The organism is Brumimicrobium glaciale, assembly GCF_004152935.1.
GTDB lineage: Bacteria > Bacteroidota > Bacteroidia > Flavobacteriales_D > Crocinitomicaceae > Brumimicrobium > Brumimicrobium glaciale.
Genome location: NZ_SETE01000005.1, coordinates 34,981 through 48,931, shown reverse-complemented (window position 1 = coordinate 48,931; position 13,951 = coordinate 34,981). Strand labels below are relative to the sequence as shown.

The window sequence follows — 13,951 nt, the reverse complement described above, 5'->3', positions numbered from 1 at the left end:
ATTACCAATTATGAACCTCAACTGAACCTCAACTGAACCTCAACTCAACTTCCAAAAATTCATAATTCAACAACTTGTACTACCTCAGGAGGATGCATAATTCATTCTAGTCTTCCGCTTCAACCTCTTCTTCTTCGTCTTCCAAACCACTCATCAAATCATGAGTTTTTGTGTTGTACATTCCTTCTAGCTCATCTATTTTGGTTTTTTTCCATAATGGAACACCTACAAAATACGATGCTCTCCCTATTACATGTGCACTAATTGGTGCTGTGAGTAATAAAAATACAATTATGGCAATAACACGCGTCGTGATGGAAGTTTCCATATAATACAATGCTAAACCAATTAAGATCAATCCAACACCTAAAGTTGCTGCTTTTGTAGTTACTGACATGCGCAGGTATAGATCAGGCATACGCACCAATCCTATCGCTGCAAGAAGAATAAAAAGTGTTCCAAGGGAAACGATTATCATTATTATAATATCATTCATTTCTTTTTCTTTTTTCAAGGTAATAAGAGAACGCAACTGTGCTCAGGAATGCAATTAAAGCAAAGATCATGGCGATATCCAAAAACGAAGGTCGGTTGGAAACCATGCTGTAAACTGCAATAATCGAAATACCTATTGTAATCAATAAATCTAGTGCAACAACTCTATCTGGAAGAGATGGTCCCATTAAAAAGCGAATAAACACCAATAGGGTTGATGTGCTCAAAATGGGTAAAATAATATATGATAAAAAATCCTCTATGTTCATCGTAATATTTTCAAAATTCGTTTTTCAAATCCATTCTTGATGCTATCGATAAATTCTTCTCTATCGTGAACATACATGGCGTGGATATACAATACTTTTCTGTCGTCTGAAACATCAAGGCTTAGTGTTCCTGGAGTAAGTGTAATCACATTTGCCAAGAGCGTTATTTCTAAATCTGTTTTTGCATCCAAGGGATATTTAATAATTCCAGGTTCCATGTAGAACTTTGGCGTTACCACATCCGCTGCTACTTGTAAGTTTGCTTTTATTAATTCATATAAAAAATAAAATGCAAAACTGATGATGCGTGGTGCAATAATAAAGTATTTTCTACTTCTCTCGTTGAAGCTGATTAACCACAATACCAAAAAGCTGAGGATAAATCCAAAAGCAACATTGGTTGCATTGATTGTTCCAGTAAGAAACACCCAAACAATGGCCAATAAGATATTTAGTAAAAATTGAACTCTCATAGTTTCGTCACTTCTTTAATTCCAAAAACAGCGTTATAATATTCTTCTGTATTCATTAATTCATAACCGATTCTTTCTGCTACCAATTGGAAGTGTTCTGCGAAAAAGCTGTAATATAATGTTACTCCTACCAATAATACTATTGGAACGATGTAAGCTGCTTTTTCTGAAAAACTAAAATCTTTAAAGTACTTAAAAGAAGCTCTTCTTTCGATTCTGTTTTCATTTTTTGAGAACGCTTTATTCCAAATTTTAGCAACAATGATTAAGGTAATTAAACTTGCGAAGATAAACATAACCAACATGGCTATTTCTCCAGCGGTGTAACTTGCACTAAATAAAGAAATTTTAGGCCAAAATCCAGACAGTGGCGGAATTCCAACTAATGCGAATAATGGAATAGCAAAAAGTAAAGAAAGTTTTGGATAATTATCCATCAAACCTCCCATATTTTCCATTTTTGTAGTTCCAAATATTCTATACATTACGCCTCCCATCATGAAAAGGGTTGCTTTCACAATGATATCATGGAACATATACATTACTGCTCCAACAAGCGCTACTTCTGTGAATAAGCTTAATCCACCTACCATAAATCCGATGTGACAGATGATCAGATAAGAAAAAACCCTTAAAATATCTTTTTGTACCAAAGCTCCAATTCCACCGAAGAACATAGTCAGTCCGGCAATTACCATTAAGATCATTTGATTCATTTCTCCCAATGGGAAAATTAAGGTGAACACGCGAAGCATAGCATAAATTCCAACCTTGGTTAGAAGTCCTGCAAAAAGTGCTGAAACAACTGATGGTGGAGTGTGGTAGGAGGCAGGAAGCCAAAAATACAAGGGAAAAACTCCTGATTTCACTCCAAATCCAATAAAGAAAACCAAAGAAATTGTTTGAACTAAACCTTGATTTTCCATTTCTGGAATAATTCGGGAAAGTTCAGCCATGTTTAATGAACCTGTTGCTCCATAAACCATCGCAATTCCAGTCAAGAAAATGATGGAGGAAATCATGTTCAAAGTAAAGTACTTTACCGCTCCTTCAATTTGAATTTTCCGACCACCAATAGTTAACAATACAAATGAAGAAATGATAATTACCTCAAACCAAACATAAAGGCTGAATAAATCCCCAGTGATAAAGGCACCACTTAATCCCATAATTAGGAAGTGGAAAATGGCGTGATATCCAAACTTGACCCGCGTAGAAACCATGTTTTTTGTAGAGGCAATAGAGAGGGCAAAAGCGACAATATTGGTTAGTACAATTAATGAAACAGCCAATGTATCAGCGATCATGGTAATTCCAAAAGGTGCTTGCCAGTTTCCTAACTGAACACTTTGGATTCCGTCAGTCCAAACTTCTTTAAATAGAAGAATACCAATAATAATTCCTACAGCACTTCCTAGGATACTGATGTAGCGCTGAATTTTCGGGTTCATCCAAAAGAACAACAGCAGAATTGCTGTCAGCATGTGGACAATAATTGGATAAATAACTAAATGTTCGCTCATGTGATATCGTCAGTTTTATTCATGGTATCAATATCGTCTGTTTTCAAGACTTTGTAGGCACGCTTGATCAAAACAATTGCAAAAGATTGTAATCCAAAACTAATTACAATTGCTGTTAAAATCAATGCTTGTGGCACTGGATCGGCATATATTCCTTCAAGTGCATTTCCATCTTCAGGGATTAATGGTGGTCTTCCTTTTACCAATCCACCCATCAAGAATATCAAAAGGTTTACTCCGTTTCCAAGGATTACAATTCCGATGATTAATTTTACTAAACTTCGGCGAAGAATCAGGTAGATTCCGGCTGCGTAAAGTATTCCTGTCATTATCGCTAATAGTATTTCCATAATATTTATACGCTTTCTGAAATAGTAAAAATGATGGTTAAACAAACACCAACAACAACAAAGTAAACGCCCATGTCAAAAAACAAAGCACTTCCTATTTTTCCAAGTACAGGTACATCTTGTTCTTGCCAAAGTCCTGTCATTAAAGGATCTCCTGTTAAAATGATTGGAGCTAAAGCACTCAGTATTGCGATTGTTAATCCTATTGGAATTAAAAAACCAGGATGAATTCTTAATAATTTTTTTGTTTCTGGTAAACCATTAGCAAAAGCATGCAGAATAAATGCAACTGCGGCAATTAACCCACCCACAAAACCTCCTCCAGGAAGATAGTGTCCACGCAAAAGCACAAACACAGAAAACAATATCAGCAAAGGCAATAATGTTTTTGAAACGGTTTTTAGTATTAAACTTTTCATATTACTTCTCGTGTTTTTTAAGGTGTAATTTCAATAAGGCGAAAACACCAATTGCTGAAATAGCCAATACGGAAATTTCAATCATGGTATCAAATCCACGGAAATCGACCAATATAACATTCACAACGTTCTTTCCTTTAGCCAATATATAAGCATTTTCTGCATAATATTCTGTTGTTGACTTTATTGGTGTTTCATTCATAATTTCAATAATCGTGAATGCCAGGAATGTTCCAAATGATGTGGCGATAATTCCATCTCGAACTCTATTGGTTCTATTGGATAGTTTCAGGTATTTCGGCAAACGATAGAGAACCAAAACGAACAAAATCACGGTTAATGTATCAATTGAGAATTGTGTCATTGCTAAATCTGGCGCGCCATAGAACACAAAGATTAAACACATTGTATAACCTAAAACACCCATTCCTGCAATTGCTGAAAGTCGGGATTTTGTAAATACAGTAAAAATGACGGAAACCAACATCATGGCGAGAATCACAATTTCATTCCAGTTTAATTCTTTAATTTCTTTAACTGAAAGGAAAATACGTGGATTTACAAATACGTGAACTCCAAATACTAGCGTTAACAACACCAAGATAATTAAAACATAGCGACGCAAATAACCGTTTTGGAATGTACGGGTAAGAAAGTAAGATAACCTCTGAAATAAGTCAGCGAATTTTAATGCTAAACTTTTTGGTGACCAAACATTAAATTTGATCATTGAACTTTCTTTCTTATGACTTGGTTTCCATAAAAAGTAAAGCGCGATTCCTCCTGCGATGGTAATAGCACTCAACAAAATAATCAGATTAAATCCGTGCCATATAGCCAAGTGTGGACTCGCTTCTCCTGTTAGAAGTGGAGTGATATTGTGTGTGAATAAACTTTCAACCATTGCTGGGAAAAGTCCGAATAACAAACTTAAAGCGGCTAAAATCATAGGCATAAACCACAATAAGAAATGTGGTTTTTTAATTCGACCTAATTCTACTGGTTGTTTTCCTGTGAATGGTTTAACACCCACTAATAATCCTGCAAAAACCATTAAAATATTGGTTAATACAGCCATTGTGGTCAATACAGTTGGATTTAATCCGCCATTTAGCGTAGCTTCATAAATCAAATCTTTTCCAATAAAACCGACCGTTGGAGGGAATCCACCACTTGAAAAAGCAGCAATTAATCCTGCGATAGACAAAGGCATTAAGACTTTCCTTAATCCGCCTAGTTTTGTGATGTCTCGCGTTCCTGCTTGGTGATCTATTGTTCCTGTAACCAAGAACAAACTGGCTTTATACAATGCGTGAACAACAATAAATACAATAGCTGCAGTAATAGATGCGCTTGTTCCAATTCCAATTAAAAACACCATGATTCCCAATGCTCCAATTGTAGAATAAGCTAATATTCCTTTTAAATCTGTTTTGAATAATGTTTGGAAAGCGGCATACAACATGGTTATGGCTCCAACTATTAAAAGTGTGGTAAAGAAATAAGAGTTGTTTTGAAAGTGTGGAGTAAAACGCAAGAGTAAATAAATACCTGCTTTTACCATCGTTGCAGAGTGTAAATAAGTGGAAACTGGAGTAGGGGCTTTCATTGCGCCCGGCAACCAGAAATGAAATGGGAATTGCGCCGATTTCGTAAAAGCTGCTAAGAAAATAAAGATCAATAAATAAACAGTGTACTCATGATTGGCGAATATTTCAGGAGACTGAAGCATTTCTGCTATCGAATATGTTCCTGTTAATTGCCCTGCTAAAACACCAAATGCCAATAATGCTAAACCTCCCAATCCAGTAATGCTCAGCGCTATAATTGCTGATTTTCGGGAGGAAGATTCTGTATTGTTAAATCCGATAAGGAAGAATGAACTGATACTTGTTAATTCCCAGAAAATGAATAGAGTAATGATGTTGTTTGAAGTGACTAATCCCAACATTGCTCCCATAAATATGGAAAGGAATACATAAAAGCGCATCAATTTTGGATGTCCTTTCATGTATTGAGTGGTGTACAGGAAAACTATACTTCCCACCCCTGTTATTAATAAGGTGAAGAGCAATGCTAAATTATCAAGTCGAAAATCTAGATTGATACTCATGGAAGGAACCCAAGCGGTAAAGAAATTGAAAACTTCTCCATTCATAATTGGTTTCGCAAAACTAGAAAAGTAGAGAAACAATGAAATAGGCAAAAGTGACGCAAACCATGTCATTCGCTTAAAAACCTTCTGACCCATTCCAAATAAGAGGAGTGAGAAAAGAAATGAAGCGAGTATTACAAATAAAAATACGGTCATAATTAATTAAATATACACTTGATTTTATGTCAATTTCTCTTTTCTAAGAGGCTTATTGATGATCAATTTTTCAGCTTTGTTGTTTAGCGTGACAATATACGAATTACCGCGATTTTAGATGTGAATTTGGTGGTTTTTCGATGTGAAATTTGGTTAAAAATTGATTGCAGTGTTTATGTAGATGATTAAAATGGAATACTAAAATAAACTTGAAGTCAATTTTTAATTATAATCTTCTAAAAAACTGATGTTAAAACATGATCCTAGTATTCCAAAATACTTGGAGGAACTTGAACATCCATGAATCTATTGTCCCGTTTAATCTTCAAATACCAAATTCTTTCATTTTTCAAGCTTTCCATGAGTTCTGCTACTTTTTCTTGATCGTTTCGCACTTCATTTCCATTGATCTGAATTATTTCATCAAATAGTTCCAAATCAATCGCAAGAACTTCAACTTTCTTATGAACAACTTTTAATCCTTCTATCCATCCAAAAGCAAAGGAGTGAGTAGGGAAGTCTTTAATAGCTAATTTTATCTTTTCATCCTTTAATTTTAGCATCATTTGCATCTTATTACAATCTAAAATAACCTTGTTGTCCATTAGGATTTTTGTTCCCAGTGAATTGATATTATAATCTGAACTTTTAATGATAATGGCGTTGTCAACCTTAAAATTATTGAAAGCTAAGTTTTGAGTTTCAATATAAGTGACGGTTCCACTTTGATAACCTTTTATGTTTCTGCCAATTAATTCATATGACGTTTGTTTATCGCCAATGAATTCAAATTTATCGGTCGTTTCCAAGAAACCAGTCCTTCCTGTGTCAAAAACAAAATTCATTTCTTGACCTTCAATATTTATTTTGGTGCTGTAAACTTTGCGCCAATCTTTCTTAAGTTCAAATGGATAATCATTGGCATTTTCTTCTGGAGAAATGTCTGAAATAAGCAATTTGTTATTCGGGAAATCGAAAGTAAATATTTTGTCCTTCATGAAATCTGCTCCAATAACGCCATCCAGATTTTTATTCACATATTCATCCACTGTTAATTTGAAATTCTCAACTAAAATATCACCGATGTAAAGTTTCTCAACCAAATACACTTCGGTTTCAGTGGCTGCTTTGTTATTGTCGAAATTTTTCGTTCTCAAGTCCGCAAAATCACCTTTAAACTGTTCGTATTTTTTTATCGAAATACCAGAATAGGAATCGGTGTCAAAAAGAAAGTTTAATGGGGTTTTGGCATTTTTATCAGCATAGACCTTTAGAATGATTTGGCCACTAATAATTTTAAATGGAACTTCTACTGTGTAGTTGGTAGCAGAAACAGTTCCACCATTGTGCATTTTCTTGACTTGATATCTACCGAAAGTATTTGTAAGAATAGGTTTACAAGAAGAAAAAAACAATGTCAATAAAGCAAGTAGTAATATTTGTTTCATAAGTTAAATTTAAACAAAAAAACACTTCTAATTTTATAACTTTCTTTAATTCAAAAGCTTAATTTTTATATAACTATTAAATACGAAGTCGATTTATACGCTACCGCGAGTTTACAACTCCTGGTAGCGTATAAAAACTATTTCTTACGTTTATTCTTACGTTGCTTTTTACGTTCCAATTTCTTTTCTATTGGACGAATATTTCTTCTTTCAGCATAAGGAGAAGCTTGATCTTTATCTCCATCGCCAATTGAGTGCTTCGGATTCAACATTGTTGGCGCATCGTGAATATCCGGAACTTCTTCTAATGGAATCAATACTGTCGTTGCTTCAACTTCTTCTGGAAGTGCTGAAACAGGTACTACTAAATTCATGAATTCTTGAATTTCCTCAAAGATTTTTTTATCTTCTTCCTTTACAAATGAAATCGTGTTTCCTTCAGCTTCTGCACGACCTGTTCTACCAATTCTGTGCATGTATTGTTCTTTGTCATCCGGTAAATCAAAGTTGATTACGTGACTCACATTCTCAATATCAATACCACGAGAAACCAAATCTGTAGCGACTATACCACGTAGTTTATTGTCCTTGAATTCTCTCACCATTCTCAAACGGAAATTCTGAGATTTATTACTGTGAATAACACCGTATTGTTCTGGGTAATCTTCTTCTATTCGTGCGAAAAGTATATCTGCATAAACACGCGATTTAACAAAAATGAATGTTTTCTCAATATCTTCATTTGAAGTTAAAAGGTGTTTCAATAAATTGTATTTTGTATTGAAATTTGTAACAGCAAATGCAGTTTGATTAATTTTCTGTAATGGCGTTCCTGATGGAGCAGCAACAATACGTTCTGTTTTTCTAAAGAATGTTTCTACTAATTCATCAACATCGTCGGTAATCGTTGCTGAAAACATTAAACTTTGACGCTTTGTTGGCAATAAATCAAAAATACGCTGAATTTGAGGTCTAAATCCTAAACTCAGCATTTCATCACATTCATCGATAACAACTTTCTTAATTTCCTTCAAACGCAACAAGCCTGTCATTGCAATATCGTAAAGTCGACCTGGTGTTCCAATAATAATATCACATCCAGCATAAACAGCTTTTTTCTGTGTATTAATATTTGTTCCACCATAAACAGCAATTGTTCTTGTTGACATAGATCCTGTCAGTTTCTCTACTTCGGAAGCAACTTGAACAGCCAATTCACGTGTAGGAACAAGAATTAGAACCCTTGGATGCGTTGAGTCTGAAAATTTCAAATCACGCAAAATTGGAATTAAATAAGCCAATGTTTTTCCCGTTCCAGTTTGTGCAATTCCAATTACATCATCACCAGCCAAAACTTTTGGAATGGCTTTCTCCTGAATTGGAGTCATGTCTGTAATTCCTTGCTCATTAAGCGCGTTTAATAGCTGCTTAGTCAATTTTATATCTTCGAATTTCATTGCTTATCTTATTACTTTTACGCCGTTATCACTTCCCACTTTTATAATAGAAGATGGTTTGCGCATCACCTCTTCAAGGCGTTCATTTAAAATTAAATCTACTGACTTTTTTATAGCATCACTGATTTCAGCAAAACTATTGGCATTGGCTTGACCAGAAATGTTAGCACTTGTTGAAACCAAAGGCTTACGTAAACGCTGAATCAATTTTTTACAATTCATATCTTCTGTTACACGAATAGCGATTGTGCCATCAGCCGCCAAAAGTGATTTCGGTAAATTAATTGGCTCGTCGTAAATAATTGTCAACGGGCGAGCTGCAAAATCAATTAAGTCAAAACAAACTTCTGGAATATTAGCAACATAGCGCTCCAACATGGCTACACTGTCTACCAATACGATAAAGGATTGTTCTTTTGGTCGATTTTTAACATCAAATATTTTTTGAATTGCTTCTTCATTACTTGCATCACAACCGAGTCCCCAAACGGTATCCGTAGGATAAAGCAATGTTTTTCCAGCTTTTAAACCTTCAGCAGCATCATGTATATTGACTAATTTCTCCAAGGCACTTTAATTTTTGACAAAAATACAACACTCATTTGTATTCACGTCACTCTGTGCTTCTTTTATGGACATCATTATGTCCTTCTTCGATTTCGTCCTTTACATCAGTGATGATTCGGGTGAGAAAAAAATACTCTTGTGTACTGTTTTGATTGATCCATTTGAAACCTTCAGCGTCGCCATCAATCGCAATGGCCATGTTATAAAACAAGGTAAAATTGTTGACTTGCAACCAGCGCAAAGCCTGCTGATTTCCTTCTGCTGCGTTAATCATTGCCATCACATGTGGATATCCATTTTTCATGAGCCAAGTTCTGGCTTTTTCTTTCAATCGAATAGCATGAGCGGCCATTACTAATTCTTTATAACCATTTTCAAGTAAATAATTGAGCAATTCAGAATGACCTTCAATCCCTTTTGCCCAGGCCAAAATAATTTTAGGATGATATTCAAAAGGTTTAATTTCAACCTTCGTTGCCTTTTGACGTGTACCTTTCATATCGTCTTTCTTATTTCGATTAAATAAACCCATAATGCAATATATTCTTCAATTGAATTCTATTTTTACTACTCCTTCAAAGTTAAGTTTTTTCTTCTTTTAAACCGGACAACACATATTAAAACGATTACTTTTGTAGAAAAATTCAACAATGATTGACGAAAGGGTATTGAATATGTACAAGGCTTCAAATAATTTTGGAGCATTCTTAGAAATGGAATTAGAAGTTTTAGAAGAAGGAGAAGCAAAATACGTACTTGAAATCAAAGAAAAACATTTAGCAACTCCAATTGCAGCACACGGTGGAGTAGTGGCAGGATTAATTGACGGAACCCTTGGTGTTGCAGCACTAACAATTTCTGGTCAAAATGGAAATGTTGTCAGTACAGTAGAATTGCAAGTCAATTTTTTAAAACCAGTTGTTCTTGGAGATAAGCTGACCTCAATAGGAAAAGTTATTTCTGCAGGAAAACGTTTGTTGTATGTGGAAGCAGCAGTGACGAATCAAAAAGGTGTATTGGTTGCTAAAGCAAGTGGGACTTTTAATGCTTATCCGGCGGAGAAAGCGTTTAAGTCGCTAAATATCGATGTTTAGCAAAAGCAAAAGTGAGTGAAGAGAACGGATTTACAGGGAGAGAGAGAGAGAGCAGTGGAGAACTCCTTCGTTAAAATAAGAAATTTGTAAAAAACAGATGAAGTCTAAATATTGGTTTGCTTTTTTATCTATTCTATCTTTAAATGTTTTATTTATATTTTTAAAAATTACTGGAGTAGAACTTGTCATATTTACGATGATTATTCCTTGTCTAATTTTATTCTGGTTTAAATATGAGAAATTATCTAAGGAAATAGAAAGACTTGACAGACACTTGTTTGAAAGTGAGTCTGTTTACTTGAAAGCATTAGATTTACACTATTTAAATCCGTTTTCAGCATTGTCCAAAAGTAATAAGGATAATCAAATCATCGAAAAGATTAGAAATGAGTATAAACTGATATTTGCGTTCCAAATACTCTCTTTTTTGACGTTAATAATCCTGGATTTATTGGTTTATTTAACTTATTAAAAAATATTGATAAAGTAAAACCAAACGCAAAAACTTCTCACTCTATTCTTCTCAGCGAATCTCTGCTCCTCCGCGCATCTCCGCGTAACTTTTCTCTCAATGCCATCGGCATCCTTTCTTTTTTCTTCTCTGCGTAACTTTGCTTTTTCTCCTTTTAACTTTGCGGTTAATCTTCCAATGCCACCGGCATCCCTCAAACATAAAACAACTCCCCATCCTCCGGAATAAAAACCCTTTCAAAAATACTTTGAGCCTCTTCCTTATGAATTTCTAATGTTTTATATCTTGCCGAAAAATGACCTAAAATCAGTCTTTTGGCATTCGATTTTAACGCAATTGTAGCAGCTTGTTTCGCTGTAGAATGAAAAGTTTCTGTTGCTCTTTCACTTTCATGATCTGTAAATGTTGCTTCATGATAAAGTAAATCAACATTTTTTATAGACTCAATTATTGGTGTATGATAAGCTGTGTCAGAACAAAAAGCGTAAGACTTTGTAGGTTTTGGTGAATAGGTAACATCCGCAGATTTAACAATATTCCCTTCATTGTCCACTACGTCTTCTCCTGAGATTAATTTTTGAATGTAAGAAGTACTAATTCCCGTTTCATCAAAAGCTTCTTTGTCCAAACCTCTTTTCCCTGGCTTTTCATTAATGCGATAACCTTGTGTTTGAATGCGGTGACTCAATGGGAAAGTTTGAATTTCAACGCACTTATCTTCGAATACTATTCCACTTGTTTCAGGTTCTAATTCTCTAAAATCAATAGGGAAACCGTTATAATATCCAGTTATTTTGAATTGATTCATTAAAAACTCCTTAATTCCAACAGGGCCAACTACGATTATGGCTTCTTTTCGCCCCAACAATTGCATTGTGCTGATCAAACCACAAAGTCCAAAAACATGATCGCCATGTAAATGAGAAATGAGAATAATTTGAATACCTTGGAATTTGACTTTGAATTTACGCATTTGAATTTGCGTGCCTTCACCACAATCTATGAGTATAGAACGTTGCTGACAACTTACGAATTGTGATGTTGTTCCTCTTTTTAATGTGGGAACAGCAGCTCCAGATCCTAAAATTGTAACAGTAAAACTCATGGGTTTATTGAATTTCTTTTTCTGCTTCCTCTAAAGTTTCTGTAATGCTTAACACTCTGTGTAATTGAGCAATTTCAATCATCTTCTTAACATTAGGTTGTAATCCTGTCAAGACAAATTGTCCGTTTGAATTCTTACATAAACGATTCGCAGATAATAATGCACTTAAACCAGAAGAATCACAATAAGATGTTTCCGCTAAGTCAATAATCAAATTATTAACGTTTGATTTGTTAACAGCAAGAATTAAAGATTTTAATTCTGAAGCATTCGATAAATTGAGCTTGTCAACTGCTGAAGAAATAATACTGTAATTTGCTTTATTTAAAACTTTAAAGTCCATTCTGGGTTTGTTTTCTCAAAAATAACAAAATATATCAACGTTCAATCTTTGCAGCGAGTAAGTAAATTACCGCCATTCGGATTGCAACGCCATTTTCAACCTGATTTAAAATAATAGATTGCTTACTGTCAGCGACATCACTCGTGATTTCAACGCCTCTATTAATTGGTCCAGGGTGCATAACAACAATTTCTTTAGAAAGACTGTCCAGTAGTTTTTTATCCAAACCATACAACATTGTGTATTCTCTCAATGAAGGGAAATATTGAATATCTTGACGTTCCAATTGAATCCGCAACATATTCGCAACATCACACCATTCTAAAGCTTTTCTTAAATTGTGTTCAACTTTTACTCCTAATTCATGAATGTATTTTGGAATAAGCGTTGTTGGACCACAAACCATCACTTCTGCGCCTAGTTTCTGTAAGGCATAAATGTTTGATAAAGCAACGCGAGAGTGTAAAATATCTCCAACAATAACTACTTTCTTTCCTTGAACTTCTCCTAATTTCTCGCGAATAGAGTAGGCGTCCAATAATGCTTGTGTTGGATGTTCGTGTGTTCCGTCTCCTGCATTTATAACTTTCGCATTCACACGTTCAGAAAGAAATTTTGCAGCTCCAGGATTTGGGTGACGCATCACAACCATATCTACCTTCATCGAAAGAATATTGTTGACAGTATCCACTAAAGTTTCTCCTTTGGTAACTGAACTGCTAGAAGCACTAAAATTAACAACATCTGCGCTTAATCTTTTTTCAGCCAGTTCAAATGAAAGTTTGGTTCTGGTAGAATTTTCAAAAAATACATTGGCAATTGTTGTGTCGCGTAATGAAGGGACTTTCTTAATTGGGCGATTGATTACTTCTTTAAAACGATCGGCAGTTTGAAAAATAATTTCAATGTCCCTTGTCGTGAGATGTTCAATTCCAATTAAATGATCAACACTTAAATTATCCATTATTCTCTTTGGTATATAGTATCACTTTATCTTCTCCTTCAATTTCTTTCCATTCCACAGAAACACGCTCAGAAACGAGTGAATCTACTGTTTTCCCAATATAATCAGCTTGAATAGGAAGGTGGCGCTTGAATCTTCGGTCAACAAATGCGAGTAATTCAACATTGTTTGGTCGACCATAAGCCAACATTGCGTCCAGGCCTGCACGAATTGTTCTTCCAGTATAGAGCACATCGTCAATTAAAACAACTTTCTTGTTCTCTAAGGAAAAATCAATATTTGTAACACTGGGAATGAGTGGAGTTTCGCGTCTTCTGAAATCATCACGGTGAAAAGTTATGTCTAAACTTCCACATTGAATTTCTTTGTCTAAAATCTCCTCAATGAGTTCTTTTAAACGATTCAAAACACTAATTCCTCGGGGTTGTAATCCGATTAAAACGGTATTTGAGAAATCATCATGATTTTCAATGAGTTGTCGACAGAGCCTTTGAAGGGTGAAATCAAACTGCTTTGCGTTGAGAATTACTTGCGTTTCCATCGAGAGCAAAGATAAAATTAAACTGGTAATAATTTGCCAAACCAAGAGATAAAGTTTCTCTGTAACGAAGAATGTTTTAACTTTTTCTATCGGAAATAAACAAGCTGCTGCGGGATTGTA

At 34.7% G+C, this 13,951-nt stretch carries 16 protein-coding genes; 1 reads left to right on the top strand and 15 read right to left on the bottom strand.

Annotation, left to right across the window (positions count from 1 at the left end):
* Nucleotides 1-106: 106 nt before the first annotated feature.
* The 11 genes from mnhG to ERX46_RS11890 all read right to left on the bottom strand — a co-directional run bounded on the left by mnhG (nucleotide 107) and on the right by ERX46_RS11890 (nucleotide 9,844).
* Nucleotides 107-496, bottom strand: coding sequence for a monovalent cation/H(+) antiporter subunit G (mnhG, locus tag ERX46_RS11940; protein WP_130094108.1), 390 nt, complete (start codon nucleotides 494-496; stop codon nucleotides 107-109).
* The gene (locus ERX46_RS11935) at nucleotides 489-764 is read right to left on the bottom strand and encodes a cation:proton antiporter (protein WP_130094107.1); all 276 of its coding nucleotides are present in this window, start codon (nucleotides 762-764) and stop codon (nucleotides 489-491) included. The genes mnhG and ERX46_RS11935 overlap by 8 nt, the downstream gene beginning before the upstream one ends.
* Nucleotides 761-1,237 carry a Na+/H+ antiporter subunit E gene (locus ERX46_RS11930; RefSeq protein ID WP_130094106.1) on the bottom strand — a complete coding sequence of 159 codons (477 nt, stop codon included), beginning with the start codon at nucleotides 1,235-1,237 and terminating at the stop codon, nucleotides 761-763. Before ERX46_RS11930 ends, ERX46_RS11935 begins: the two co-directional genes overlap by 4 nt.
* Nucleotides 1,234-2,760: a complex I subunit 5 family protein gene (locus ERX46_RS11925; protein ID WP_130094105.1), complete on the bottom strand. Its 1,527-nt coding sequence runs from the start codon at nucleotides 2,758-2,760 to the stop codon at nucleotides 1,234-1,236. The genes ERX46_RS11930 and ERX46_RS11925 overlap by 4 nt, the downstream gene beginning before the upstream one ends.
* Entirely contained in the window at nucleotides 2,757-3,110 is a 354-nt protein-coding gene (locus ERX46_RS11920) for a Na+/H+ antiporter subunit C (RefSeq protein ID WP_130094104.1), read from the bottom strand. The genes ERX46_RS11925 and ERX46_RS11920 overlap by 4 nt, the downstream gene beginning before the upstream one ends.
* Nucleotides 3,111-3,115: 5 nt before the next feature.
* The gene (locus ERX46_RS11915) at nucleotides 3,116-3,529 is read right to left on the bottom strand and encodes a Na+/H+ antiporter subunit B (RefSeq protein ID WP_130094103.1); all 414 of its coding nucleotides are present in this window, start codon (nucleotides 3,527-3,529) and stop codon (nucleotides 3,116-3,118) included.
* A 1-nt stretch (nucleotide 3,530) separates the two neighbouring features.
* Entirely contained in the window at nucleotides 3,531-5,780 is a 2,250-nt protein-coding gene (gene mbhE, locus ERX46_RS11910; protein ID WP_449374884.1) for a hydrogen gas-evolving membrane-bound hydrogenase subunit E, read from the bottom strand.
* Between the two features lie 323 nt (nucleotides 5,781-6,103).
* Nucleotides 6,104-7,288, bottom strand: coding sequence for a pepsin/retropepsin-like aspartic protease family protein (locus tag ERX46_RS11905; protein ID WP_130094101.1), 1,185 nt, complete (start codon nucleotides 7,286-7,288; stop codon nucleotides 6,104-6,106).
* Between the two features lie 137 nt (nucleotides 7,289-7,425).
* The gene (locus ERX46_RS11900) at nucleotides 7,426-8,745 is read right to left on the bottom strand and encodes a DEAD/DEAH box helicase (RefSeq protein WP_130094100.1); all 1,320 of its coding nucleotides are present in this window, start codon (nucleotides 8,743-8,745) and stop codon (nucleotides 7,426-7,428) included.
* Between the two features lie 3 nt (nucleotides 8,746-8,748).
* Nucleotides 8,749-9,312 carry an L-threonylcarbamoyladenylate synthase gene (locus ERX46_RS11895; protein ID WP_130094099.1) on the bottom strand — a complete coding sequence of 188 codons (564 nt, stop codon included), beginning with the start codon at nucleotides 9,310-9,312 and terminating at the stop codon, nucleotides 8,749-8,751.
* A 46-nt stretch (nucleotides 9,313-9,358) separates the two neighbouring features.
* On the bottom strand, nucleotides 9,359-9,844 hold the full coding sequence (locus ERX46_RS11890; protein ID WP_130094098.1) for a hypothetical protein: 486 nt from the start codon (nucleotides 9,842-9,844) through the stop codon (nucleotides 9,359-9,361).
* Nucleotides 9,845-9,962: 118 nt separating this feature from the next.
* Here ERX46_RS11890 and ERX46_RS11885 point away from each other — a divergent pair, with 118 nt between their 5' ends.
* The gene (locus ERX46_RS11885; protein WP_130094097.1) at nucleotides 9,963-10,406 is read left to right on the top strand and encodes a PaaI family thioesterase; all 444 of its coding nucleotides are present in this window, start codon (nucleotides 9,963-9,965) and stop codon (nucleotides 10,404-10,406) included.
* 665 nt (nucleotides 10,407-11,071) lie between these two features.
* Here the strand turns inward: ERX46_RS11885 and ERX46_RS11880 are convergent.
* The 4 genes from ERX46_RS11880 to pyrR are packed head-to-tail and all read right to left on the bottom strand — an operon-like array spanning nucleotide 11,072 to nucleotide 13,831.
* A complete protein-coding gene (locus ERX46_RS11880; RefSeq protein WP_130094096.1) occupies nucleotides 11,072-11,983 on the bottom strand; it encodes a ribonuclease Z in 912 nt (303 codons plus the stop codon).
* A 4-nt stretch (nucleotides 11,984-11,987) separates the two neighbouring features.
* Nucleotides 11,988-12,326 carry an STAS domain-containing protein gene (locus ERX46_RS11875; protein WP_130094095.1) on the bottom strand — a complete coding sequence of 113 codons (339 nt, stop codon included), beginning with the start codon at nucleotides 12,324-12,326 and terminating at the stop codon, nucleotides 11,988-11,990.
* Between the two features lie 34 nt (nucleotides 12,327-12,360).
* Nucleotides 12,361-13,290, bottom strand: a complete 930-nt coding sequence (locus tag ERX46_RS11870; RefSeq protein ID WP_130094094.1) for an aspartate carbamoyltransferase catalytic subunit — start codon at nucleotides 13,288-13,290, stop codon at nucleotides 12,361-12,363.
* Nucleotides 13,283-13,831 (bottom strand): bifunctional pyr operon transcriptional regulator/uracil phosphoribosyltransferase PyrR, encoded by a 549-nt coding sequence (gene pyrR / locus ERX46_RS11865; protein ID WP_130094093.1) that lies wholly within the window; start codon nucleotides 13,829-13,831, stop codon nucleotides 13,283-13,285. The genes ERX46_RS11870 and pyrR overlap by 8 nt, the downstream gene beginning before the upstream one ends.
* Nucleotides 13,832-13,951 lie beyond the last annotated feature (120 nt).

Coding starts and splice junctions, on each gene's coding strand:
- ERX46_RS11890 (WP_130094098.1), bottom strand. CDS start 9,844: ATGGGTTTATTTAATCGAAATAAGAAAGACGATATGAAAGGTACACGT.
- ERX46_RS11930 (WP_130094106.1), bottom strand. CDS start 1,237: ATGAGAGTTCAATTTTTACTAAATATCTTATTGGCCATTGTTTGGGTG.
- ERX46_RS11900 (WP_130094100.1), bottom strand. CDS start 8,745: ATGAAATTCGAAGATATAAAATTGACTAAGCAGCTATTAAACGCGCTT.
- ERX46_RS11880 (WP_130094096.1), bottom strand. CDS start 11,983: ATGAGTTTTACTGTTACAATTTTAGGATCTGGAGCTGCTGTTCCCACA.
- ERX46_RS11920 (WP_130094104.1), bottom strand. CDS start 3,110: ATGGAAATACTATTAGCGATAATGACAGGAATACTTTACGCAGCCGGA.
- pyrR (WP_130094093.1), bottom strand. CDS start 13,831: ATGGAAACGCAAGTAATTCTCAACGCAAAGCAGTTTGATTTCACCCTT.
- mbhE (WP_449374884.1), bottom strand. CDS start 5,780: ATGGGTCAGAAGGTTTTTAAGCGAATGACATGGTTTGCGTCACTTTTG.
- ERX46_RS11870 (WP_130094094.1), bottom strand. CDS start 13,290: ATGGATAATTTAAGTGTTGATCATTTAATTGGAATTGAACATCTCACG.
- ERX46_RS11905 (WP_130094101.1), bottom strand. CDS start 7,288: ATGAAACAAATATTACTACTTGCTTTATTGACATTGTTTTTTTCTTCT.
- ERX46_RS11925 (WP_130094105.1), bottom strand. CDS start 2,760: ATGAGCGAACATTTAGTTATTTATCCAATTATTGTCCACATGCTGACA.
- ERX46_RS11885 (WP_130094097.1), top strand. CDS start 9,963: ATGATTGACGAAAGGGTATTGAATATGTACAAGGCTTCAAATAATTTT.
- mnhG (WP_130094108.1), bottom strand. CDS start 496: ATGAATGATATTATAATAATGATAATCGTTTCCCTTGGAACACTTTTT.
- ERX46_RS11935 (WP_130094107.1), bottom strand. CDS start 764: ATGAACATAGAGGATTTTTTATCATATATTATTTTACCCATTTTGAGC.
- ERX46_RS11915 (WP_130094103.1), bottom strand. CDS start 3,529: ATGAAAAGTTTAATACTAAAAACCGTTTCAAAAACATTATTGCCTTTG.
- ERX46_RS11875 (WP_130094095.1), bottom strand. CDS start 12,326: ATGGACTTTAAAGTTTTAAATAAAGCAAATTACAGTATTATTTCTTCA.